Below are 20,528 nucleotides of genomic sequence, written 5' to 3' on the forward strand. Positions count from 1 at the left end.
CCTTGGAAAAACGACCATGATGGCTCCGAGACTCGGCATGGCGGCCTGCTGGGGGGCGACGACAGGACCGCGCGACGTCGTGAGCGGTGCGGCCTGAGATCTCAGCAATTGACGTAGCCCGGACCGTCCAGGTTCCGACACATTGGGAATCGGTCCGAGTCAAGTGCGCATGGCGTTGCGGGCGCTCCGGATTGTTGCGCCGTGCTTGTGCGGGCCGAGCACGGGCACGCCACTGCGCCCCTCGACTTGCGCAGAAGCAACTGCCGCGCCGCCATGTCCGCCGTGCTCCGCGCTACCTGCGGACGGCTGGACTGCTGCCCTCCTCGGACGCGGGCGGTCGGCCCTGCACGCCGGCGCGGCCGTCGGACCAGTCGGCCCATGGCTATCACTTCACCTCCTGATGGGTCGACTCCGATGCGGGTGTACATGCCCGCCCTCAGCGACGCGATCCGACGCGCCCTCGACCAGCGCGAGTTGGCCGACCTCGCTGCGGTTAGTCGTGCGGCGAGCTATCCGATCCTCGACGACGCAGAAAACTCCGCCGAAGCTCAATCCCGCTCAACAGAGGTGGTTGCGGCTATAGGGGCTGATCTCTGATGGGAGCGATCGACACAAGTGTGTCATCAACCACCTCCAGTGGTCGACACCGACGTGCGGCAGTGGTAGACCCAGAGGATGACGGGTCGAACGGCGACCTGACGGTGCTGGTCCAGCCGGGCATCAAGCCGGGGTCATTGGCCCTGGGCATCCCCCGCACCAGTTCAACTGAGCCGAAGGTCGAGGCGTCTCAGGAGGGCCAGCTCGCAACCATCGCTGAGCTTGCGTGCGCCGATGGCGTCATCAGTCGAGCCGAGGCGGATCTGTTGATCGAGATCGGCGCCAAGCCGTTGGACCCGACGTCGGGAATCGGCGAGTACGGGCGCGACCCGCAGACAGGCGCCCACTTTGCGAGGTTTACCGTCGGCGATCTCGCCATTCAGATGTACAAGGGCACTGCGGCGGAACGAGATGAGGCGTATGTCGCCGTCTACCAGCGCTACTTGACCTCGGCGCTCGCGGAGTCCCATGCGCGAGTGTTGTATGCATCTGAGCCGAGACGCCTGTGGCGAACGGTGAACGACGACGAAAACATTCTTGCTAAGCAGATGCGCAAGACGCGCGTGCGCGAAGTGGTGTTCGCAACCGAGCGGATCGATCTCACCTCTGAGGTCGGCTGGAACAGGCTGGCAGAGTTGCAGCAGAAGGCCGCTGAGGACCGCGACTTCCTCGTCCGCAAACTCACTGAGAATCGTGCCAGGCAGGAGGCCCAACGCGACCGGTGGGCGCGAGCGCAAGTTCCCCCCGCCGGGTATCGGTTCGTGGGCAACCGTCAGATCGAGGTCGATCCGGAGGTCCGGGAGGTTGCGCTGCGACACGTCCTGCCCGCCCTCGAGGAGGGAGTCCCGTTCATGGAGGCCCGGCGGCTCCTGCGGGAGTTCCGTGTCGTTGGGCCCCGACGGAGCGGGACCGGCGCATGGCGTGTCCTAGAGCCGCACGAGCCCTACCCCGACGGCTATCTGCCAGATGTTCGAGGGTTCTGCCGCGGCATGGATGCCTGGATCTCTGGCGTCTACGAGGTCAGGGAGAGCTGTCCGCTCAATGCCGCGGAGTACCTCCGCGAGCCCGTTATCCACACCGCGGACGGCCGCGCGTACGTGACCACCAAGTTCCGCGTCGGCGCGCTCGATCTCTCCCCCGCCGAGATCGATATGGCCCGCGCGGTTCAGCGACGGCTTGCGGAGCGCCAGAAGATCCAGCCACGAATGAGGCGCTCGCCGTACTCGGGCGCGACCTACCCCGGCGACGACGGTGAGTGGCGCCTTCGGGCGTTTCGGGACGAATCCGGCCAGCGGCGCTACGCGGTCAACAATGCTGCCGGGAACCGGGTTGGTGTGATCAGCGCCGATTTCGAGGTGATGCTGGCCGATCGAGTCGCGACGGCCCTCGCCGAGGGAGCATTGGTGTCCACGGTCGACGCCCGCGCCGTCCCCTTGGAATGGCGGCAGTGGCTGAGCGACGGTTCCCGCGATCTTCAGACCTTGTCAGAGGCCGTCGAGACTGTTCGAGAGCAGGTCACATACGCCGTCGAGCGGAGCACGCGTGCCGTGACCGCGACACTGCGAGACAGGTACGAGAGGGATGCCGACGTCCTGGGCGAGCGGCTGGAAGCGCTCGAACACAAGCTGAGCGAGCTGCAGAGCTCTGCATCTGAGGATGAGGCGTGGCGGATCGAGTCAGATCTGGTGCCGCGGGCGTTGGCGACACTGGCGCACGGGATCGGTCCCGACAACCCCACCTTCCCACCCCTGATTCAAACACTGCTGCAGATCAGCGTGGTTCCGGACATACCCGGGCTGATGACGGTTCGCGCAGCACTTCACGCTCCGACGAACCGAGGGATCGCCACCTTCGAGCCGGTCATGATCACGGTTCCCGACCTGAAGTCGCAGTACCTGGGGACGCCTGTCGAGGTTGAAGGCAGAGCGCTCTGGGCTGCCTGCGACTGGCTCAACGCGCCGGACGGCGCAGATCTGCGCGAGTTCGCCGGTCCTCTCGTCGAGACTGGTCGAGCAGCACGGCATCGGATGACCAGCGCACTCGCGAAGCACATGTCCACATCTGCGGCCTCGTGGATCATGCTGCACCCGGTCCGTGGTGCTCGCGCCGCCGTCGCCAAGGCCATCCGCCTGCGCGTCTTCGCGATCCAGACGTCGCAGACGGACTTCGAGCGTCGGATCTGCGAAACCTACCTGGACGGCACCTTTGGCAAGATGTCGCGGCAGGGCTTCCTGATCGAGACCGCGGACGCTCGCACCTTGGAGACGCTCATCGGCGAACACGGCGGTACGGCGACCACCTTGGAACTGAGGGCGTCGTTGGAGCGACAGGGCGCTCGGCCGAACACGGCACGACAGCGCGTGGACGAGGCCATCAGTCGTGCGGTGGTCGACGTGCATCCGGGCGCGGGGCGCCTGCGCACCGTGTCCGTCAGACAGTGCTCCTGCGGAGGCGCTTTCACGGTGTACGTCGCCGCACCCGAGATTGCCGCTGGGCTGTTGTGCGCGGCGTGCCTCTGCGATCCGACCGGCATGCCGTTCCCCGCCCGGTACGCCGAACTGACTGGCGACTGCACCCATCTCCTGGATCAGCGTCGAGTGGACGTCATCGAACGGCGTGCAGCCGGTCGGGGTTCGAGTACCGGCCAAGCCTTTCGCGCACGCGCACGCGCGTACGGGCTCGAGGTCGCCGACAAGGGGAGGCTCCCCAAGGCAATCACTGCCGAGGTGACGCGTCTCGACGGGCTCGTCGAGCGGATGCTCGCCATCTTCGAGGGCCACGGTGGCGTGTCACGCGAGCACCGCGCCGAAGTATGGAACCGATACGCGGACTTCGCGCGCCACCTTCAGCCTGCCCTGGACGGCCCCGCCCTGGACCGGGTGCTCAACGAGGGGACCGCTGCGGACTGGCGCCGCCGGGCCCAGCTCGTCGGCCTGGAGACACCCGCCCGCGGCGCGATCGCGTTGCGTCTCAGGTTGGCCATCCTGGTTGCCGAAGGCCGCCGCACTGGGCAGGACGCTGCGCCATAGGAGCTCGCGATGCTGGACCGACGCATCCGCGCGCCAGATCACGGCGCCACGGCGTCCTGATGGACGTCGGCCGCGATGGTGACACCGGAGCGGCGCTGGCGCGGCTTCGGGAAGTCGTCCCAGTACTCGGCATAGCGGGTCTTGAACACGGGCCGAAACCGAAGCATCTCGTTGGGACGTGCGAACACCGCGGCCGGAACGACGTATTGAATGCCTCGGAGCGTCGGCATGCGATTCCAGTCGTACTCACCCGGCCGAGCAAACGCGAGCTCGCGACCCTTGGCGCTGCGGAGGGTGAATACTCGTCGATCCCAGCGATCACCGACTGTGGTAGCCAAGGCGAACATGGTCCGACACAGGCCATCTGCCTCGAGCCTGCCGACTGCACGTTGAGCGGCGTCGAGTGATTGATCCAGCCGTGGCAGGTCCGTGGCGGAGGCCCGGTAGTGCATGTAGTCGTTGCGAACCTCGTGAACCGCGGCGGCCTCGAGGGTCTTGCGGACGTGGCGGAGGGACTCGATCACGCGGTCCTGAGACTTCGGCAGGAGGTCGAGGAACGGGGCGGTGTGCACGAACGGGAAGCTCTTCAGCGTCGTGAAGGCGGCATACCGCGGATATTGGGCGAGGTCGCGTTGGTGGCTGGCCGTCTCGGCTCGGAGTCGTTCGAGTAGGTCCGCCAGGATTCCGAATCCGCGCACCAACGGAAATAGGGTGTTCTCCTCACCGAGTCGGATGACCTCGTCGCCGGAGTCCCGGAGTTCCTCCTGCTCGTTGAGCCTCGCGAACGACCGAGCACGCTCCGCCGACGGTTCGTAGGCGAAGGGGCGGTCGGCGGCCAGGTGATCGTTGACCATCGCCCATGTCGCAAAGGCGAGGGTGTCGTCCAGGACGCGTTCCAGTTCCACGAAGTAGTTCACGGCACGTGAGCGCAGCTCGCCGGCGTCAACGCGGGCGCCGACGCCGGCAGTCTGGGCGTACCGCTTGAGGCGACCGTGATGGTCCCAGAATTCCCGGTTCGGATCGAGCAACTCCTGGTTGTAGAAGCCCAGCTTCCACAAGGTGGCGTCGACGAACACGCCGTCTTCGCTGAAGTCGTCGTAGTCGAGTCCGAGCTTCTCGCACGCGAGGATCTGGTTCGTGCGGCGTGCCAAGATCAGTCGGGCGATCACGTCGTCGGGTTCGGCTGATCGGACGAACTCCTCGAGCTGCTCATGTGGATCGTCGCCCTCGACCTCGCGAAGCTGCCATTGCAGCTCGTCGACCTCGCCGTGATCGTCCATGCTGTACAGCGCTTCGACAAGCCGCTTGAGACGCATCGGACCGAGCGCGAAGTCATCGGAGGTGAAACGGACTCCGAACGGGGAGATCTCGGGATAGGTCCCGAAGGTTCCGTAGCCCATTCCCCGGTTCGTCATCAGGCGGCGGACCTCGCCCGCCTCGACTCGAATCGCGGGGCCGGTGTGGCCGGGTTGCCCGCCGTTTACGATGAGCTTGTCGAGCCTGGCCAATAGAACGTCGTTGGGGGCAAGCAGCAGCAGCTGGATGAGTTCGGCGCGGCCCTGCTTCTCCGCGATGTCATCGGCCTTGCCGATCAGGCCCAGTGGCTCGACCATCGACCGGAGTGATCCGGCGGAGTTGTCGAGGACGTCGCTGAGAAGGATGCGGAGCTCGTCGTCTGCCAAGAGATCTGTGAGCACCAAGACCATGGGTTCGGTGGAGCGATCGTCGAAGCGGTGTCCTTGGACTCCACCGATCTCTTCGACGAACTCGCCCCATTCGGAGTCATCAAGTCCGTACGACTCGACCACTCGCTCCAGGGTCGACCAATGCTCGTTGATCGGGGCGGAGTAGTCGCTGCTGAGGCGGCACCGGTGGACGGCGCCGCAGGTGAGCTCGCTGCAGTGGTACATCGGCACCGTCTTGATGGGGGCGAACCAGCGCTGTTCCAGACCGCGTAGCAGGCCGTATGGCCCGGAGACGAAGGGGCCTGATTGGAAGACGCCAATCGGAAGGCCGTCCAACAGCTTGAGGGTGTCCGCATGCGAGAGGCTGTCTCGAGCCTCTTCAAAGAGCTCGGCCGCACGGTCGTACAGGTCGCGTCCGGCGATGAACGGGAAGAGCAGGTCGCGCCCGCGCACCTGCTGGTCCACCCACGAGCGGAGCTCCTCGACATCGGTCTTCTGGAGATCGACCAGGGGCTCGCGGTGGACCAATTGCAGGAGGCACAGCAGCCGAGCGACCTTCGGATTCACTTCGTGCTTGGAGACGAGCTTGTTCAGCACCTGATTGCCATGCTCGGTCAGGTGCACGATTCTGCTGAGGTCGTCGGGGACCTTGTACTTCTCCTGAAGGATGGATCCCGACAGGAAGTCAATGATGCGTTGCACTTCGAAGAATGACCGCTGCCACTTTGGGTCCGGGTAGGCGGCGAGCAGTTCGTCCTTGGTAAGGCGCAGGGCCTCGTCCGTCATCGTTCCCCCTCGAACGGTATCCCAACGCTGAGTCTGATCGGCTTGCGACGCTATCCGAGTCCGCCCTGTTCGGCTGCCGTTTCACGCGGTCCGGTCTCACGTCACGCGGTCCGGTCTCACGCGGCGTCACGCCGGGCAGTCGACCGTCGCCTCCGGCGGCTCCGAGCCCCGGTGAGGTCCGCCTGGTCGACCGAGGGCCTCGTGACGTAGGCGCGCTCGCCGGTGCCGGTGGGCAGGGCCGTCAGGACGCCGGATCTGACGAGGCTTCGGATCGTCTGGACGGGGACGCGGAGCCGTGCGGCGGCCTGGTCATGGGTGTAGCCGTCGGCCTCGAGCCGACGGCGGCGGGCGACCCAGGCGGTGAGGCCGGCGCGGGTCTGCTCGGGCACCAGGGTGATCCTGCCGCGACGCTCCAGCGGCAGGCCGAGCCGGGCTGCGGCCTGGTGCAGGCTCGCGGCGCCGTAGTCGAGCTCGTCGGCGAGGTCGGCCATCGTGGTCCCGTCGCTGAGAGCGACTCGCAGCGCCTCGACGTCGGCAAGGGCTGCGCAGCGGCGGTCGGCGCGACCACCGGGAAGCGGCCGGCTGGGGAGCATGCCGTCGCGCAGCCAGCGGCGGACGGTGACGGCGCTCATGTTGAGGTAGGCGGCGACCTGGGCGGCGTCGAGCAGGTCGGTGCCGGCGTCGGTGGGGGTGATGAGCCAGTCAGCCTCGAGGAGCTGGGCGTCGATCTGGTCGGCGCGGCGGGCGAGCGCCGACTGATTGCCGGCGGTGCACCGCTCCAGCGTGGGCACCACCAGTCGGGTGGCGACCGGGGCCGGGAGGTCGGCATCCAAGGTGGCCTGCAGGGCGTCGGCGACCCTGAGCAGCGGTGCGGCGGCGGGGTCGTCGAGCAGGTAGTGGCGGTGGTGGACGTCGGTGCCGGCGGCGTGACCGAGGTGCCGCAGCCGGACCCATGCGGGGAGCTCGGCGACGGCGAGGTCGGTGCCGATGGTCTTGCGGAGGTCGTGCGGGATGGGCAGCTCGCAGCCGTCGACGAGGTCGCTGGACACGTCGAGTCCGGCCCGGGCGGCGGCCTTGGCGAACGCGGCCCGAAAGCTGCCCTGGCCTGACCCGGCTCCGGTGAGGTCGGGGATCAGGCGGGTGTTCGGGTCGACGTCACCGTTCGCGTCGGTGTGGAAGATCTCGATGGTGAGCCGGATTAGCCGCATCAGGGCGGCCGGGATCGGGACGAGCCGCACCGACTGCTCGGTCTTGACCCGGTCCACCTCGGTGCGCGCGACCAGGGTGCCGTCGGGCAGGCGCTCCCAGAACACGCGGCCGCCCTGCCGGGCGACCACCAGGAGCCCACGACCGGAGCCGTCGGGAACCGGAGCCGCGTCGGCGACGTGCAGTCCGAAGCATTCGCTGATCCGCAGCCCGGAGAGCCGCAGCACCCAGAGGGTGAGCTGGTGCACGGCGTGCAGGTGAGCGGCGACGGCCGCGGTCTCGGCGAGGGTGATGGCCCGCTTGGGTGCCTTCTTGCGGGCGTCGGTCTTGGGGGTCTCGACGGTGTCGGGGTCGAACAGCGCCGGCTGGCCGAGGACCTTCCAGGCGTAGCGGAGCACCTTGTCGAGGGTCTGCCGGTGGTTGCGGACGCCTTGGGCGGAGTAGCCGCGGGGGAAGTCGGCGTTGTCGACCTGGTGGGCGGGGATCCGCTTGTTCAGGGGGCCGGTCTCGGTGCCGGCCCATTGGCACAGGATGCTGAGGTAGGCGTCGCGGGTCAGGGTGACGGGGCTGAGCCCGCGGGCGGTGAAGAACGCCCGGTCGAGTTTGTCGAGCAGGTCGCGCTCGGCGATCTCCCGGTCACCGCCGGCCTGGTGGCCGAGCACGTAGCGCTCGCGGAGGTAGGCGCTGGCGACCGCGCGGAAGGTGGCCGGAGCGTCGGTCTCCTGGGACACCGCGGACACGGCGTCGCCCCGGCCGCCACCGCCCTCGGCGTCACCGCCGGGCATGGACTGGTTCGCGGGTGCTTGCTGGCGGGCTTCGGCGGTTTCGGCCGCGTCGATGTGACGGGCGGTCTGCCAGTCCCGGGGGTGGGTGATGGGCGTCCCGCTCTGGTGGGCGGCGATCGCGTCGTCGAGCCACGCCTGGGCGGTGTCCCGGTCGGGGAAGGTGCCGCCGATGCGTCGGGTGCTGCCGGTGGCCTCGGGGAGGTCGGCGCGGAACCCGGTGGGGGTGGGCTTGATGCGGCCGGACAGTGGGCGTCCCATCTCAGGCCGCCTTCAGGGCGCCGGCGCCGGTGCCGGTGATCAGGCCGCGGAGGAAGTCGCGCTCGTCGACGGCGCCGGCGAGCTGCGCCTCGAGGCCGGTGACCCGTGCCTGGAGGGCGGCGACCTGGAGGGCCAGGTCCTGGCGGGCGGTCTCCAGGGCGCCGGCCTCGCGGCCGTGCTTCGCGGTGGCGACGGTCTCGGCCACGTCGCGCAGCGCGTCGGCGCCCAGCAGGCCGGCGGCGACCAGCTCGGTGACGGGGATGAGGAGGGTGCCGCGGTTGTCGCCCTCGCGGGGGAACGTGCTCAGCGTGCCGTCCTCGATCCGGCGCTTGATGGTGTCGACGCTGGCACCGGTCGCCTGCGCGGCCTCCTTCTTCGTCATCGCGGCGTCGGGCCGGTACTGCTGGGTGGGCTGCTGGGCGGGCTGGGTGGTGGGGACGGACATCGGTGCTGCTCCTGCGTCGGGGTGATCGGACGCAGCAGACCGGTGCTCATCCGGACATCGGGGGCATTGTCGACCGCAACCGAGGGCAGACCCGGGGCAGACCTGGGACGGGGCGCCCTCCCCCATCACCCACGCAGGCACCCGGACCGGGGGCGGCACCGGGGCGGCGGCTGCCCCCGGTTGCCCCGGATCTGCCCCCGGTCTGCGCCCGACTCGACAGCGCGACGACCGACTCGTGGCCGTCGGCACCGGGGGCGGGGTCGGGGCCGGTCGGGGGCAACCGGGGCCACGAGGGGCAACCGGGGGCACGCCGGACCAGGTTCGCGACACAAACGCGCCACAAACCCGGTCCGAGAGAACGGCCCTGGGACCCAGACGGCCCGAAATGCACAGGACCCCAGCCGGGGGCTGGGGTCCTGTCAGGCTCTGCAAGCCTTGATTTGTAGCGGGGGCAGGATTTGAACCTGCGACCTCTGGACAAGATCGGAGGCCCTCGCCGGGCCACCTCAGACTCTGGATTCCCCTGGAGAACCTCGGGTTGTTGAGGAGGTTCCCCATCGGACGCCTTCAACTCTATCGGACCATCTCGGGTCCCTTGCCGGTCATATCTGATGACATTTCGATGACCTCTCGAATCGCTCGATCACGCGTCGCCTTGGCCGGCGTCGGGCTGGCGGAGCGACAAGGGCCGGATGCCGGTAGGGCTCATCGCCAGCGCCCAAGGGCCGGCGCCGCGCTTGGTGATCTCTCGCTGCAGGCGCTCCTCATGTCGCAGGAACAGCTCGACCTGCTCGCGTGGGCCGAGGTCCTGCTTGGCGCCGATCCAGACCGAGCGGATGCCGTGCTCCCAATACGCCCGAAGCTCGGCCGGGCGACTTCGGATCCGACGGTCCCGGGTCACGACGATGAGCCTCCGGCGCGCGATGACCGGCATCCAGTCCAGATCGAGTGTGCCGACCGGTACCTCAGGCAGGTCGTCGTGGCCGGGGTAGACAACGTCGTCTCGGCCAGCACGCCGCAGGAGCTTGCCGAGGCCCAGGGTGTTCTCGTCGGTGAAGTACACCGGCGCCTGGGTCGACATGATCAGGCTGCGCGCTCAGCACCTGCGATGAGCTCGAATCGGATTGCTTCATCGACCTGCTCGAGACTCAGGTCGTAGAGATCGGCAAGGTCGTCGCGACTGGTGCCAGCGCGGTAGTCCTCAGCGAGCGCATCTGTCCGAACATTGCGCACAGCAGGCTGTCCAAAAGCGCGCCGCGGATCCATCACCACGTCGGGCGTCCGCAGATCGGGGCGAAGCAGCCCGGCCACGTTGTCGGCATACTCCACAGCAGAGCTGAACCGCTGCGCGGCAGGACTTAGGAGGTACTGACCATCGCGCACCACAACGAGCTGAAGGCTGCGCTCCAGGCCGACCTCCTGCTGCACCACCTGGACGAGCTCACGACCCTCGACATCGAGCAACGGTCGCGCGTGCGCCAGCGGGTACCGGCCGAATTCCTCGCGCAACTTCAGGATCGCAGGGCGCATCCGCTGCACGGTCACCCTCATGTTACGGAACTCCGCAAGCAGCCGCGCTTCGACCATCTCCCCCCAAGTCACCGAATCAGTGCCCGACGGCTCCTGACGGAGAACAGGGTCGTAGAAACGCCCTTGACGCTCGTATCCCTCAAGCCAACGACGAGCTGTACCCGCGTGCAGGCCAACGAGACGATCCACGTCGGAGTACGAGTAGATCGCACGATCAAGGAGAGACACGGCCACACCGACATCTTGGCACCCGTCGCCATCCGCGACGACCCAGTTCGTCCGTGTCGCGGCCAGAACCGCAAGGCGCGAGTCAGAGACTCGGCCGACCACCCCAGGGCCGAGGACCCAGAGATCCCATCCGAAGCCAACTGATGATGCAGCCACCTGGTCACCGCCCACTGTGGCACAACATGGTGGCCCACCGCTCGTGACCTTCCACGGAGGGCTCCAGTCACCGGACGCTCCTCCACCGCCTCGGGGCGGGTCACCAAGCGAGCCCGTTTCACCCTGCAAGGCAGTCCCGCGCCAAATACATGGCCGGGTGCCCAGCGCCTGCAAGGATCGCGCTCGTGACATCGAGCGGGTGGGTGGACGCGGCGCAGGTCTCCAGCGGGTTCGCGGCGCTCGCCGCGGTGTGGCTTTCGGTGGTGACTGCGCGATCCGCGCGACGGGTGCCGCTGACGGACGCCTACATGGGGGCGTGGCAGTCCATCCTCGATGTCCTGGCGATCGCGACGGACGTCAGCCGCTCGGAGCCGCCCCCCAAGGACGATTCGGACCGGCTTCTCCAGCGAGTCAGGGCCGCGGACCACCAACTTTCGGTGATCGAAGCGACCTTGCGGGTCCGCGTCTACGGCCGAGCCATTCGCCTCGACCTGATTAACCTCCTGATCGACGTGCTGTACGACAACCCCGAAATCCGCGACATCGACGGTACGTGGATGACGCTGGAAGACATGCCGCGGGCGACATGGGCGGACTGCTCCGACGAGGACTGGGTGCGCGTCATTAACTCGATCCCGTTCGCTTCAATGCTGGTGAGCGAAGTCTGGGATTTGCCCGGCCGGCCATGGGACACCGAGCAGGGCTTGCTGCGGTGGTATTACCCGACCGTCCTGCAAGGGCTCAACGCGCGTACCTCGGTGACGGCACCGACCGCCTCTCCTCAACTTCAGTTGGCCTTCATGCTCGGTGCCTACGTGGACGCATTCCTACTCCCATGGATTCGAGACGCGTCCCGCGAAGCACTCATGGGGCGGATCGGCTGGCGCGGCCACCGGATGCTGTGGGCACAGCGACGTCACCGTTGGGGCTACGCGCCGCCTTGGCGCCGGCGGTCCGTCTACGGCGGACTGGCCTTGTTCAACCCGACCAATCCCGACAGATAGGCCGGTCGGGCAGCAAGGGCCGATGTCGCGCGAGGGCAGTCCCGCCGCTAGAAACTTGCTCGTCCTGCCCAGGCCACAGATGCCCTCGTCCACCTCGCGGGCGCCGGCCGCCTCGATGCCTGCCGATGTTTGCTTCATTTCGCCGCCTGCGCCGGCGCAGCTGAGCCGACGGGATCGGCCGACCAGCGCGTGGCCAAGCTCACCGGTTCTCCCTGTCACGGATGAGGCCGGCTTGGACGCTGTGCAGGCCGAGGGGCTGGAATGGTGAATTCGCAAACTTCCAGAAGAACGACCACGTCATGGCCGCCATTCCCGCATGCGGTTCACCGACAGCAGCCGTCGAACCTGCAATACGAGTTCTCCGGAGCGAGTCCGGCCAGTAACCGGTGTGCGATCCGCCAACGGTCAGGCCAGAGGTGACAGATCATCGACGGTGAGAACCTGAACATGCTGCCCAATCGCTGACTGGCGAACTGCCTCGGCGGCCCGAGCCACGTCATCGGAGAACAAGACGACAGCGAGTGACTCCCGCGCACGAGAGACGCAGACGTAGAACAGCCTGCGCGTCCGCTCGATCGCAGAGTCGACACCTCTCGATTGGTTGTCGACATCGGTGGCCGACAGATCCTTCAAGCCGAGGAACTTGTCATACGAGTAGAGCGAGTACCGCCCCTCATTGTCGTCGAGGACGACAATGACGCGCTCGAACTCGGATCCCTTTGTTCCGTGCTGCGTGGAGTACGGCGACTCCTGCTTCACGTAGGTGTAGTAGCCCTCCAACTCGGACAGGACGCACTCGGCCATGGCGTTCAATACGTCGACAACCCGCTCGTCGAGGACGACGTCACCGTGTTCGCCATCCGGGTAAAGGTACGCAGCCATCCGAGGGTCGAGTTCGATGAGTTCACTATTGGCTGCACTGCGGAGCAGGTCGCCCAGCTTCGCTGTGCTCGGATCTGCTGCGAGTTGGCGTAACTCCTCAACGGCTGCCTTGCTTGATGCGAGTGCGGCCTTGAGCTGCCGGGATGCCTGCCCCACACGCACAAGCGGACTGCTCTCTCTCAGTACCGCCAGAACGGCGGGCGAACTGGCCTCCTTCGCGAGGCAGAGCGGCAGGATCACGTCTCTGAATGGAGTCAGGGGCCACGCGTTGCCTTCGTCGAATGCGTCTCCGAGGCTACTGGACTTGTTGTCGTGGAACGACGCGTACAGGTTCTCGAAGCCGAGACGCTTGGCTGCCATGCGGTGCACGATCATCAGGATCTTGGAGCCGCCCTCGTGTGCGCTGCGAGTCCAGTTCCCTGAGGTGCTGTGTTGGTCCAGCCAAACACGAACGAGTTCCAGTCGGTCGCTACGTTGGTCGTCTGACGGAAGAACGAAGCAGAATGCTTCTCCTGCGGGCTGCTCCGACAGACCGCTCACTTGCTGGAGCGTGTCACCTTCGGCACGTACAGCATTGACGCAGGCCAACACCCGCCGCGAAGACCGGAAGTTCTGAGGCTTGTCGACGTTGACCCAGCCAGGCTCCAGCGACACCGAGACAACGCCCTGCTGATAGATCTGCTGCATCGGGTCGCCGAAGAAGCCGAGGCACATCTTCCCGGCCGCGAGCGACCAAACGTGCTTCAACGCTTCAACGACCTCGGGAAAGGTGTCCTGGCTCTCGTCCACAAAGATGAACGGGAACTGGCGACCGACAAGCTGCGCCAGCAGCCTTCGTTCAAGGATCATCTCCGGCACCATCTTGATGATGTCGGCATGGCCAACGATGCCCCGGGCGTAGTCAGCCCCGATGCCGTAGGTCCACCGCTTGACGCCCTTTACGGCGGCCTGTTGGTGTTGACGCTTCTCGAGAGCCGCCGCGTCGTTGTCCTTTGTCGTCTGACGCGTGCCGGGCTTGTAGTTCGCTTGCTTCTCGAGAAGCCCGGCGATCTGCTCATCGATGCGGGTCGCAACCCAGAGGCCGATGTCTTTCTGGAACGGCTTGGCCAACGCCCACAAGAAGCTATGGATCGTAGAGACGGAGGCGAGAGGATCGTTGCCGATCTCCTCGTGAATTTCCCGCGCGGCAATTTCTGTGTAGGTGATGCAGGCGACGCGCTGCGTCTTTGCGAGCAGCGAAGGCCCGCGGGTTCTCGTTACATGTGCCAGCGCCTTCACTAGCGACGTGGTCTTGCCTGATCCTGCGCCAGCTACGACAGTGAACCCGATCAGGTGATCCTGGTTCAGAATCTCTCGAATCTGGCGATCGGCGTCGGTGTCAGGCGCGTCGACTCGTGACGTCATTCTGAGTCGGACTCCTCAGCAACCTGGCTGGCGAGCTCCTCCGGCACGACAAGCTCCAGTTGCTCGCGCAGCCACTCAAGGCCCTCGACGATGTACGCCGGAGACTTCCAGGACTGCTCGGCCGCCGCAATCACGCTGAGGGCGAAGGCGGTCTTGTCGAAGTGCGTGCCTTTGACGCGTTTGAAGAGCTTCTCGTGCAACTCCGTGATCGAGAGTTCGGACGCCTTAGCGATGCGCAGTCCCAGGTCCTTGCCGTCCACGCTCTGCGTCCAGTCGAGATTCTGAAGAGCGAACGCCTCCTCCAACGTCCGACCAGCTCGGTCCTCATCGGCCGCCTGCCACGACACCGTCTCGTAGGTCTGATAGGCAACACGAACCAAGCCGGGGCCGCCATCAGGACTGGCGGGTGCCTTCTGCTCAGCACTGGCCGCCAGCAGTTCGCTGATCCCACCGATCTTTGGAAGCCACTGCTTCAGCGTTTCGTTCGACGTCACGGCCCCAGGCGTGTCGACCGCGCAGGCAGATGCCTGCTTGGCGTCTTCGTCGTCCTCCCCGCTAGCTTCAGGAACAGCCACGCTGTCCAGATCTGTGATGACCAGCGTCGGCAGGCTCAGGAAGTCCAGGAGTTTGGCGAACTTGTACGCGAAGGCACCGCCGACCTCCAGGATCGTCAGGTGACACGAGCGGAGGTCAGGCACGAATCGCTCGATGACAAGCGGCAGGAGCAGGCGCTCAACGTTGCCCTCTACTAGGACGGCGGCATCCGCAAAGAAGAGATCACAGTGCGTCAGCTTGATGTACTGCTGTAAGAAGTCCCGCGTCGACACCTCTTCATCGTCGTAGAACACCGACAGGTTCTTGACGTCGCTGCAGTGCAGCCCATTCGGCGCGACTGATCGGCAGAAGTAGCGGATCGGCTTGAAGTTGCTCTCATAGATGATGTGCGGCGAGTGCGTCGTGACCACGAGCTGCGTCTGGAAGTCCGCCTCAGGCGCGGGCAAGATTTCGAGAATCTTCCGGATGAACACCTGCTGCAGCTGAGCATGCAGGTGGGCTTCTGGCTCCTCGATCATGACGAGGTGGATCGGCGGACGGTCGATCTCGGCCTCCGCCCATGCCTGATGGAAATCGAGCACCTCGACGACCATGTAGATGAGGTTCTTAAAGCCAAGGCCGTTGTACTGATCGGGCAGCATTTGCTCGCTGCCCGCACCTGCGCCCGCCGGTGCTGGCAGCGAGTAGTGGACCTTAGCGCTTGTGCTGAGGATGCCATGCGCGTTGAATGACGCCTTAACAACCAGGCCGGGATTGGCGATGCCCGGGTATCCCACCTCCCCCAGCCGCTCCAGGGTCGGTCCGAAGACGTCGGCGAAGTGCTTGTTCAGCCGCTCTTCCGATTCGGCGATAGCCCCGAGGGCGTCCAGGTCGCTATCCAACTTCTGAAGGTTCCGCTCGTAGAAGCGACTCAGTCGCTTCGAGAGGTCCTCACTCCTGCCGTGCGAGTCGACATCGGACAGGTGACGCTGAGCGTTGAGGAAGTCGACGCGGATGATCGAGTCAACGATGCTCGACGCGCCGGTTAGGTGCGTGCCGAGGAAGAACGGATCGTACCCGTCGTTGAGCACAAACTGGTCGTCGCACTCATTGGCGTCGAGTGCGTAGTACTTGATCTCGTACTCCTGCTGAAGCCGCTTCGTCAGGTACTCCACCATGGTCTGAGGCCACGGCTTATAGGACGTCTGCACGTCGCCAGTGGTCGCCTTGGCCTTCGCACGCGCTTCCTTAAAGTTCGCAGCCAACTTGGCGCCGTCCCTGGGTGCGTACACCATTCGGACACCGACGGGCTCGCCTTCCCAGTCCAGGCTTGGCAGGAGTTCGAGCACGCGATGCAGGTTGTCCTCGTCGACCTCGAACCACAGATCGAACGTGATTCGCGGAAGCTCGACGTCTGGATCCCCGCCGTCGACGTCGAACGAGTCAAAGACCTCCCAGCAGTCGGCCGTGAAGTCATAGATCTGAAACGGCGCACGGGGTTGTTGCGACAGGAACATCTGGAACAGATGCGTGGCCGACGTCTTACCGCTGTTGTTTGCGCCGACGAATATGGTGCGCTGCCGATCGAGGTCAACCCGAGCATTCTTGAGTCGCCTGAAGTTCTCAACACGAAAGCACCTAATTTGCACTACGAACTCTCCGCAGGTGGCCAGTGAAACTCATGGCTCTATTCTGCCCACATCCCTTGTCCCGCCACTGCTCCATCTGGCGTTCAAGTTCTTCTGACTCGCGATGAGAGTCGATTTCTTCGGACGGCCGGCCAACTAGGACGCCTCTACCAGTTCGGTCTCGTCGACCCAGCGGGCGACCATTGAGAGAACCGCCATCTGCTCCAGTGCCTCATGCTCCGTTAGTTCCACGACATCATGTGAGACAAGGTTTCGGATCCCGGCGAACGCGCCCTGGGCCAGCAAGTGGAGACCGCGCTGCCTCGAGAGCCAACTTTCGTCGTCGGGCGTCCACCCCGGGAAGTGCAGGCGCGGCTGCCCGGACTTTGGACGTTCGCTTGAGAACACTTGCGCCGCCAGTTTTCCGTCGCGCAATTTGGAACCAGCCTTTTGCTGGACGTGCGCAGAGAGAGCAAGAGCAGCCCCCTGAATCGCGGCGGCGTACTGTCCGGTCGTCCAGATCGAGGACGCCGGCGCCCAAATGCTCGGGTGTAGGCCATCAGCAGGCAAGGTTGGTGAGTCCGGGATCAGGTTGACTTCAACCTCAGCCTGATCACGCAGAGCCCCTAGAGCGCGAAGGACGTACTGCGCACTGTCTGCGCTGGAGTAGCTGGGCGGCATTAGCGGTGCGGGCGCTTGCGGGGTCACGGAACGCACAATGCGCTCAACCGTGGAGAGGCGCTCCGTGGCCACATCGTTCAGTCGTGTGCATTCAGGACCCCAGAAACCGTCTGCGGCATCTTGGGCAACGCGGATCTGCTTGCAGAGCTCCAGATACTCAACCAGCTTCGCAGTCGCCCACTCCCGATTCACGGTGTAGGACGCTACCGCGTAGCGGCGAACCCGAACCAGAACTGCGCACCGCTGCCTCCTGGTCCACAACAGGTCGTTCCGCAAATCTGTCAGCGGCTCAGCCAGAGTCCGCCGTAGCGTGGGCGGCGGTGTACGCGGTGAGGATGTCTTGGTGAAGGCGGCCTCGGCTGCCGACTTCGTATCCGTTGGCTCGAGCCCACGCCCGGACTTCGGAGGGACTCACGTCCGGCTTTTTCGGATGGGCTTCCACCGGCCTCACGCTTTCCGGTGAGGCCTGGTCGCTGCTGTGCCGAGGTTGGGGCCTGGCAGGGGCCTTGGGGACGGGCTTGGCGTCGCGAGCGACCGCGGGCTGGAGGTGCTCGAGCAAGGTCGCGTAGACCGTGGGGTGTTCGGTGCGGGTGCCGTGTTCGCGCGCCTTAGCGGTCTTCCCGCCGTCCATGGTTCCGTCGGTGACGAGCATCGCGGTCTTGGCGGAGACCGAGGAGATGATCCTGACGCCGAGCTGCTCGGACCTCGCCTCCAGACGGTTCCGCAGCGCCTCGTCACACCCGGTAAACACCACCTTGTCGCCGACACGCAGTGGCTCGCCGTGAGACCAGTCCGACGGGAGATCCTTCAGGCTGGCGGAGAGTCGTTGGTTGCGGGCCTGCTCGGCGCGGTCGAGGAGGGCGGGGAGGAGCTTGTGGTTGACGCCGAGGAGGTCGGAGACCGCCTGTAGCTCGGCGCGTTCGGCTCGAGTGACCTTGCCGTCGTCGAGAGCGGCGTGCGCGAGCGTGAGGACGAACGCCTGGTTGGCGGCGGCGATGTCGGCGCTGGTCAGGTTCTCGGCGTCGGCGACGGCTTCGAGGTCGGCGGCCTCGTCAGCAGTCACCTCGCCGTCCTCGAGTACCTCGGCGAGCTTCTCCAAGTAGGCGAGCGCTCCGGGCGGGGCGCCTTCATCCAGGGCGTCGACGAGCGAGAACCTCTCGACGAGCTCGACCAGCGCCTGCGGTAGCGGGGCGTGGGCCTCGGCCGCCATGACCGAGCGGGCACGTGGTGAAGGATCTGGCCGCGACCGCGGTGACCCCGAGATCACCACGGTTGGGGACGGAGCACGGGAAGGACCTGTGGGCCAGCGCACACTGAGCCCGCGGGTCGGGAGGTCGAGGTGATCGGCCGGCGGCGGGTATCCGACATGCGGGTGCATGTACGCGGCGAGGAGCGACGCGGTCGCTCGCGCGTCGCCGAGCGCGGAGTGCGCTCCCACCAGTGGAGTACCGACGGCCCAGCAGCAGTCCGCGAGGCGGCGTCGTTCGAGCGTCGGGAGGTGGTACTCGGAGGCCTCCAGGGTGCACAGGGCAGGGAGGTGGGGCATGTCCCAGCCAGCTCGGGCGTATTCGGCGCGCACGAAGGCGAGGTCGAAGTTGGCATGGTGCGCAGCGACCGCTGCCCCGGCGAGCCGCTGGCTGAGCGGGGCGATGATGTCGGCGAACACGGGCGCGTTGGCGACGTCGGCGGCCGTGATGCCGTGGATGTGGGTCGCGCCGACAGGCCCCTCGGGATTCACGCGGGTTGCCCATTCGTCGAGGACCCGGCCCCAGGGGTCGGTGGTGATGACGGCAATCTCGACAATTCGGTGCTGGCTGGCGGACAGGCCCGTCGTCTCGACGTCGATCACGGCGAAGTGCGGCTGGCCCTGGGGCGTCCCAGCAGTCGGGAACGGTTGCGGCACCGTCGTCCGGGCATGTGTGGTCGACGCGTCGCGCTTGCGGAATCGGTCGAGGAGACCCATGTGCTGCTCCCGATGTGAGTCGACGGTGTCGGCGTCGCCATGGTGGCACCGGCCGTCGACACCCGTCCGGCTGTTGGCGGATCTCGTCTGTCGATGGCGTCGGCGCCGACGACGGCTTCCGATGAGGTCATGTGCTCTGCAGGTGGCCGCGGACTGTCGGTGCCCGGTGGGAAGGTGCGGTCGTGGATGTCTTCGATGCGAGCGACTTCGACTTCTTGATGCCTCGGCGGATCAGGAAGCTACTTGCTCTCGCGCTCATGCTCGGCATCGTGGTCGTGTCGCCGGTGCGGGACTGGTTCGTCGGTCAGGTCGAGCGCCACGCAGAGCACCTCACTCGTGAGATCCAGGATCTCGTCATCCCCGAGCTGCCACCAGTCACGCCCACGCCCCCGGAGAGCCAGCCTGTCGATCGCGCACCCGCAGGCGGCACGGGAGACCGGTAGGTCACAGGCCGAGGTCGCGACTCGAGGTCGTGGCCAGGGCTTCGACGGGGCGGATGTAGCGGTTGAGGAGGACGCCGAGGTCCTTGTGACGGGTCTGAGCGGCGATCCGGTGGAGCGGGACGCCGGCGAGGGCGGCGGTGGTGGCGTGGCCGGCGCGCAGGGAGTGGGCGGTGATGCGGGTGCCGTCGAGGCCTGCTTGTTCGGCGCGCTGGCGGAGCATCCGGGCGACGACCCACTTGCCGAGGGGCTGGTCGCTGATCCGGGTCTGCCAGATCCGGGTGAACAGCGCTTCCCCAGCCCCTTCGCCGGGCCCGTATTGGGAGTCGTCCCCGAGCTGCTGCCGACGGAGCCGGGTCCAGGCGGCGAGGGCGGCGACGGGGTCGGTGGCGGCGTGGGTGCCGTGGGCGACGGCGACCCTCTGCCCGTGGTGCTCCTGGTCGGTCTTGGAGTGTCGGATGGTGACCAGGATCCCGGCGGGCTTGTGGTCGATGTCGGCGAGGGTGAGCTCGGCGAGCTCGGAGCCGCGCATGGCGGAGGCGTAGCCGAGCAGGATGATGGCGGTGTCGCGGATGCCGATCGGGACGCTGGTGTCGATGGCGGCGAGGATCTGGCGGATCTCGGTGGTGGTGAGCGGGCGGGCGAGTCGTCGGGGTGCGGTGCCGTAGGTGCGGCGCAGCCCGAGCCGGACCTGGCGAACCAGCTCGGTCTCGGCGGGGTTCGGCAGGCCGTGCTGGAGGTGGACGTGGCGGATGGCGACGCACGCCACGTCGAGGGAGACCACGGCGGTGCCGTCGGCGGCCCGCTCGACCAGGTAGGCGGCGAGCGCGGCCGGGTCTGCGGGCAGCGGCTCGAGCCCCCGCTGAGCGCACCAACGGGCCCAGACCCGCCAGGTGTGCGCGTACAGGATCCGCGTCGCGGGGGCGAGCGAAGCCTCGAGAGCGGCGGCGATCCGGACCGCGTCCTCGACCGTGAGCCCGCTGGGTAGGCCAAGCGGTGCGGGAGTGGGTGTCAGCGTCATGGCCGGTTTGTACCGGCGACCCGGCTCCTCCGTCGGCCACTCCCCCGGGCCGTCCACCGGGCGTCGTACGTCGGTAAGCGCCGACGTTATCGACCTGCAGATCTGCGTCTGGCTGACCCTCGACATTTCCTGCATCTGGAAGGGCGCGCCCAGACAGGGCGATTGGTTCAGGGAGCAAGCGCCCGGTGGCACGACGCATCGCTAGGACACAGCAGCGGGCTGCCACTTGCCCGCATTCTTCTGCGATGCACCAAACTCGGGTGCGC

The 20,528-nt window shown here is 66.6% G+C and carries 13 protein-coding genes; 3 read left to right on the top strand and 10 right to left on the bottom strand.

Annotated features, from left to right (window positions below; genetic code table 11):
* The first annotated feature begins 596 nt into the window (after nucleotides 1–596).
* Complete coding sequence (locus ASC77_RS22040) at nucleotides 597–3,626, top strand: hypothetical protein (protein ID WP_156391239.1); 3,030 nt, start codon at nucleotides 597–599, stop codon at nucleotides 3,624–3,626.
* A 38-nt stretch (nucleotides 3,627–3,664) separates the two neighbouring features.
* Here the strand turns inward: ASC77_RS22040 and ASC77_RS22045 are convergent, their stop codons facing one another.
* The 5 genes from ASC77_RS22045 to ASC77_RS26345 all read right to left on the bottom strand — a co-directional run bounded on the left by ASC77_RS22045 (nucleotide 3,665) and on the right by ASC77_RS26345 (nucleotide 10,555).
* Complete coding sequence (locus tag ASC77_RS22045; RefSeq protein ID WP_056158046.1) at nucleotides 3,665–6,097, bottom strand: hypothetical protein; 2,433 nt, start codon at nucleotides 6,095–6,097, stop codon at nucleotides 3,665–3,667.
* A 116-nt stretch (nucleotides 6,098–6,213) separates the two neighbouring features.
* Nucleotides 6,214–8,346 carry a tyrosine-type recombinase/integrase gene (locus ASC77_RS22050; protein WP_056158049.1) on the bottom strand — a complete coding sequence of 711 codons (2,133 nt, stop codon included), beginning with the start codon at nucleotides 8,344–8,346 and terminating at the stop codon, nucleotides 6,214–6,216.
* 1 nt (nucleotide 8,347) lies between these two features.
* A complete protein-coding gene (locus ASC77_RS22055) occupies nucleotides 8,348–8,791 on the bottom strand; it encodes a hypothetical protein (RefSeq protein WP_056158052.1) in 444 nt (147 codons plus the stop codon).
* A gap of 643 nt (nucleotides 8,792–9,434) precedes the next feature.
* On the bottom strand, nucleotides 9,435–9,872 hold the full coding sequence (locus ASC77_RS22060) for a hypothetical protein (protein WP_056158055.1): 438 nt from the start codon (nucleotides 9,870–9,872) through the stop codon (nucleotides 9,435–9,437).
* A gap of 2 nt (nucleotides 9,873–9,874) precedes the next feature.
* Nucleotides 9,875–10,555 (bottom strand): DUF433 domain-containing protein, encoded by a 681-nt coding sequence (locus ASC77_RS26345; RefSeq protein WP_162249851.1) that lies wholly within the window; start codon nucleotides 10,553–10,555, stop codon nucleotides 9,875–9,877.
* Nucleotides 10,556–10,890: 335 nt separating this feature from the next.
* Here ASC77_RS26345 and ASC77_RS22070 point away from each other — a divergent pair, with 335 nt between their 5' ends.
* Entirely contained in the window at nucleotides 10,891–11,709 is an 819-nt protein-coding gene (locus ASC77_RS22070; RefSeq protein ID WP_056158062.1) for a hypothetical protein, read from the top strand.
* 405 nt (nucleotides 11,710–12,114) lie between these two features.
* Here ASC77_RS22070 and ASC77_RS22075 read toward each other — a convergent pair whose 3' ends face one another.
* The 4 genes from ASC77_RS22075 to ASC77_RS22090 all read right to left on the bottom strand — a co-directional run bounded on the left by ASC77_RS22075 (nucleotide 12,115) and on the right by ASC77_RS22090 (nucleotide 18,801).
* Nucleotides 12,115–13,995: a UvrD-helicase domain-containing protein gene (locus tag ASC77_RS22075; RefSeq protein ID WP_056158065.1), complete on the bottom strand. Its 1,881-nt coding sequence runs from the start codon at nucleotides 13,993–13,995 to the stop codon at nucleotides 12,115–12,117.
* Nucleotides 13,992–16,178 (bottom strand): ATP-dependent nuclease, encoded by a 2,187-nt coding sequence (locus ASC77_RS22080; protein ID WP_082575208.1) that lies wholly within the window; start codon nucleotides 16,176–16,178, stop codon nucleotides 13,992–13,994. Before ASC77_RS22080 ends, ASC77_RS22075 begins: the two co-directional genes overlap by 4 nt.
* Nucleotides 16,179–16,313: 135 nt before the next feature.
* Nucleotides 16,314–17,030 (bottom strand): TIGR02391 family protein, encoded by a 717-nt coding sequence (locus tag ASC77_RS26350; RefSeq protein WP_156391240.1) that lies wholly within the window; start codon nucleotides 17,028–17,030, stop codon nucleotides 16,314–16,316.
* Nucleotides 17,031–17,127: 97 nt separating this feature from the next.
* Nucleotides 17,128–18,801 (bottom strand): Lsr2 dimerization domain-containing protein, encoded by a 1,674-nt coding sequence (locus ASC77_RS22090; protein ID WP_056158071.1) that lies wholly within the window; start codon nucleotides 18,799–18,801, stop codon nucleotides 17,128–17,130.
* Nucleotides 18,802–18,983: 182 nt separating this feature from the next.
* Here ASC77_RS22090 and ASC77_RS22095 point away from each other — a divergent pair, with 182 nt between their 5' ends.
* A complete protein-coding gene (locus ASC77_RS22095; RefSeq protein WP_056158073.1) occupies nucleotides 18,984–19,244 on the top strand; it encodes a hypothetical protein in 261 nt (86 codons plus the stop codon).
* A gap of 1 nt (nucleotide 19,245) precedes the next feature.
* Here the strand turns inward: ASC77_RS22095 and ASC77_RS22100 are convergent, their stop codons facing one another.
* Nucleotides 19,246–20,262 (bottom strand): tyrosine-type recombinase/integrase, encoded by a 1,017-nt coding sequence (locus ASC77_RS22100; RefSeq protein WP_056158082.1) that lies wholly within the window; start codon nucleotides 20,260–20,262, stop codon nucleotides 19,246–19,248.
* Between the last annotated feature and the right edge of the window lie 266 nt (nucleotides 20,263–20,528).

Origin of the sequence: Nocardioides sp. Root1257, from assembly GCF_001425175.1 — a bacterium.
GTDB lineage: Bacteria > Actinomycetota > Actinomycetes > Propionibacteriales > Nocardioidaceae > Nocardioides.

Coding starts and splice junctions, on each gene's coding strand:
- ASC77_RS22040 (WP_156391239.1), top strand. CDS start 597: ATGGGAGCGATCGACACAAGTGTGTCATCAACCACCTCCAGTGGTCGA.
- ASC77_RS22045 (WP_056158046.1), bottom strand. CDS start 6,097: ATGACGGACGAGGCCCTGCGCCTTACCAAGGACGAACTGCTCGCCGCC.
- ASC77_RS22050 (WP_056158049.1), bottom strand. CDS start 8,346: ATGGGACGCCCACTGTCCGGCCGCATCAAGCCCACCCCCACCGGGTTC.
- ASC77_RS22055 (WP_056158052.1), bottom strand. CDS start 8,791: ATGTCCGTCCCCACCACCCAGCCCGCCCAGCAGCCCACCCAGCAGTAC.
- ASC77_RS22060 (WP_056158055.1), bottom strand. CDS start 9,872: ATGTCGACCCAGGCGCCGGTGTACTTCACCGACGAGAACACCCTGGGC.
- ASC77_RS22075 (WP_056158065.1), bottom strand. CDS start 13,995: ATGACGTCACGAGTCGACGCGCCTGACACCGACGCCGATCGCCAGATT.
- ASC77_RS22090 (WP_056158071.1), bottom strand. CDS start 18,801: ATGGGTCTCCTCGACCGATTCCGCAAGCGCGACGCGTCGACCACACAT.
- ASC77_RS22100 (WP_056158082.1), bottom strand. CDS start 20,262: ATGACGCTGACACCCACTCCCGCACCGCTTGGCCTACCCAGCGGGCTC.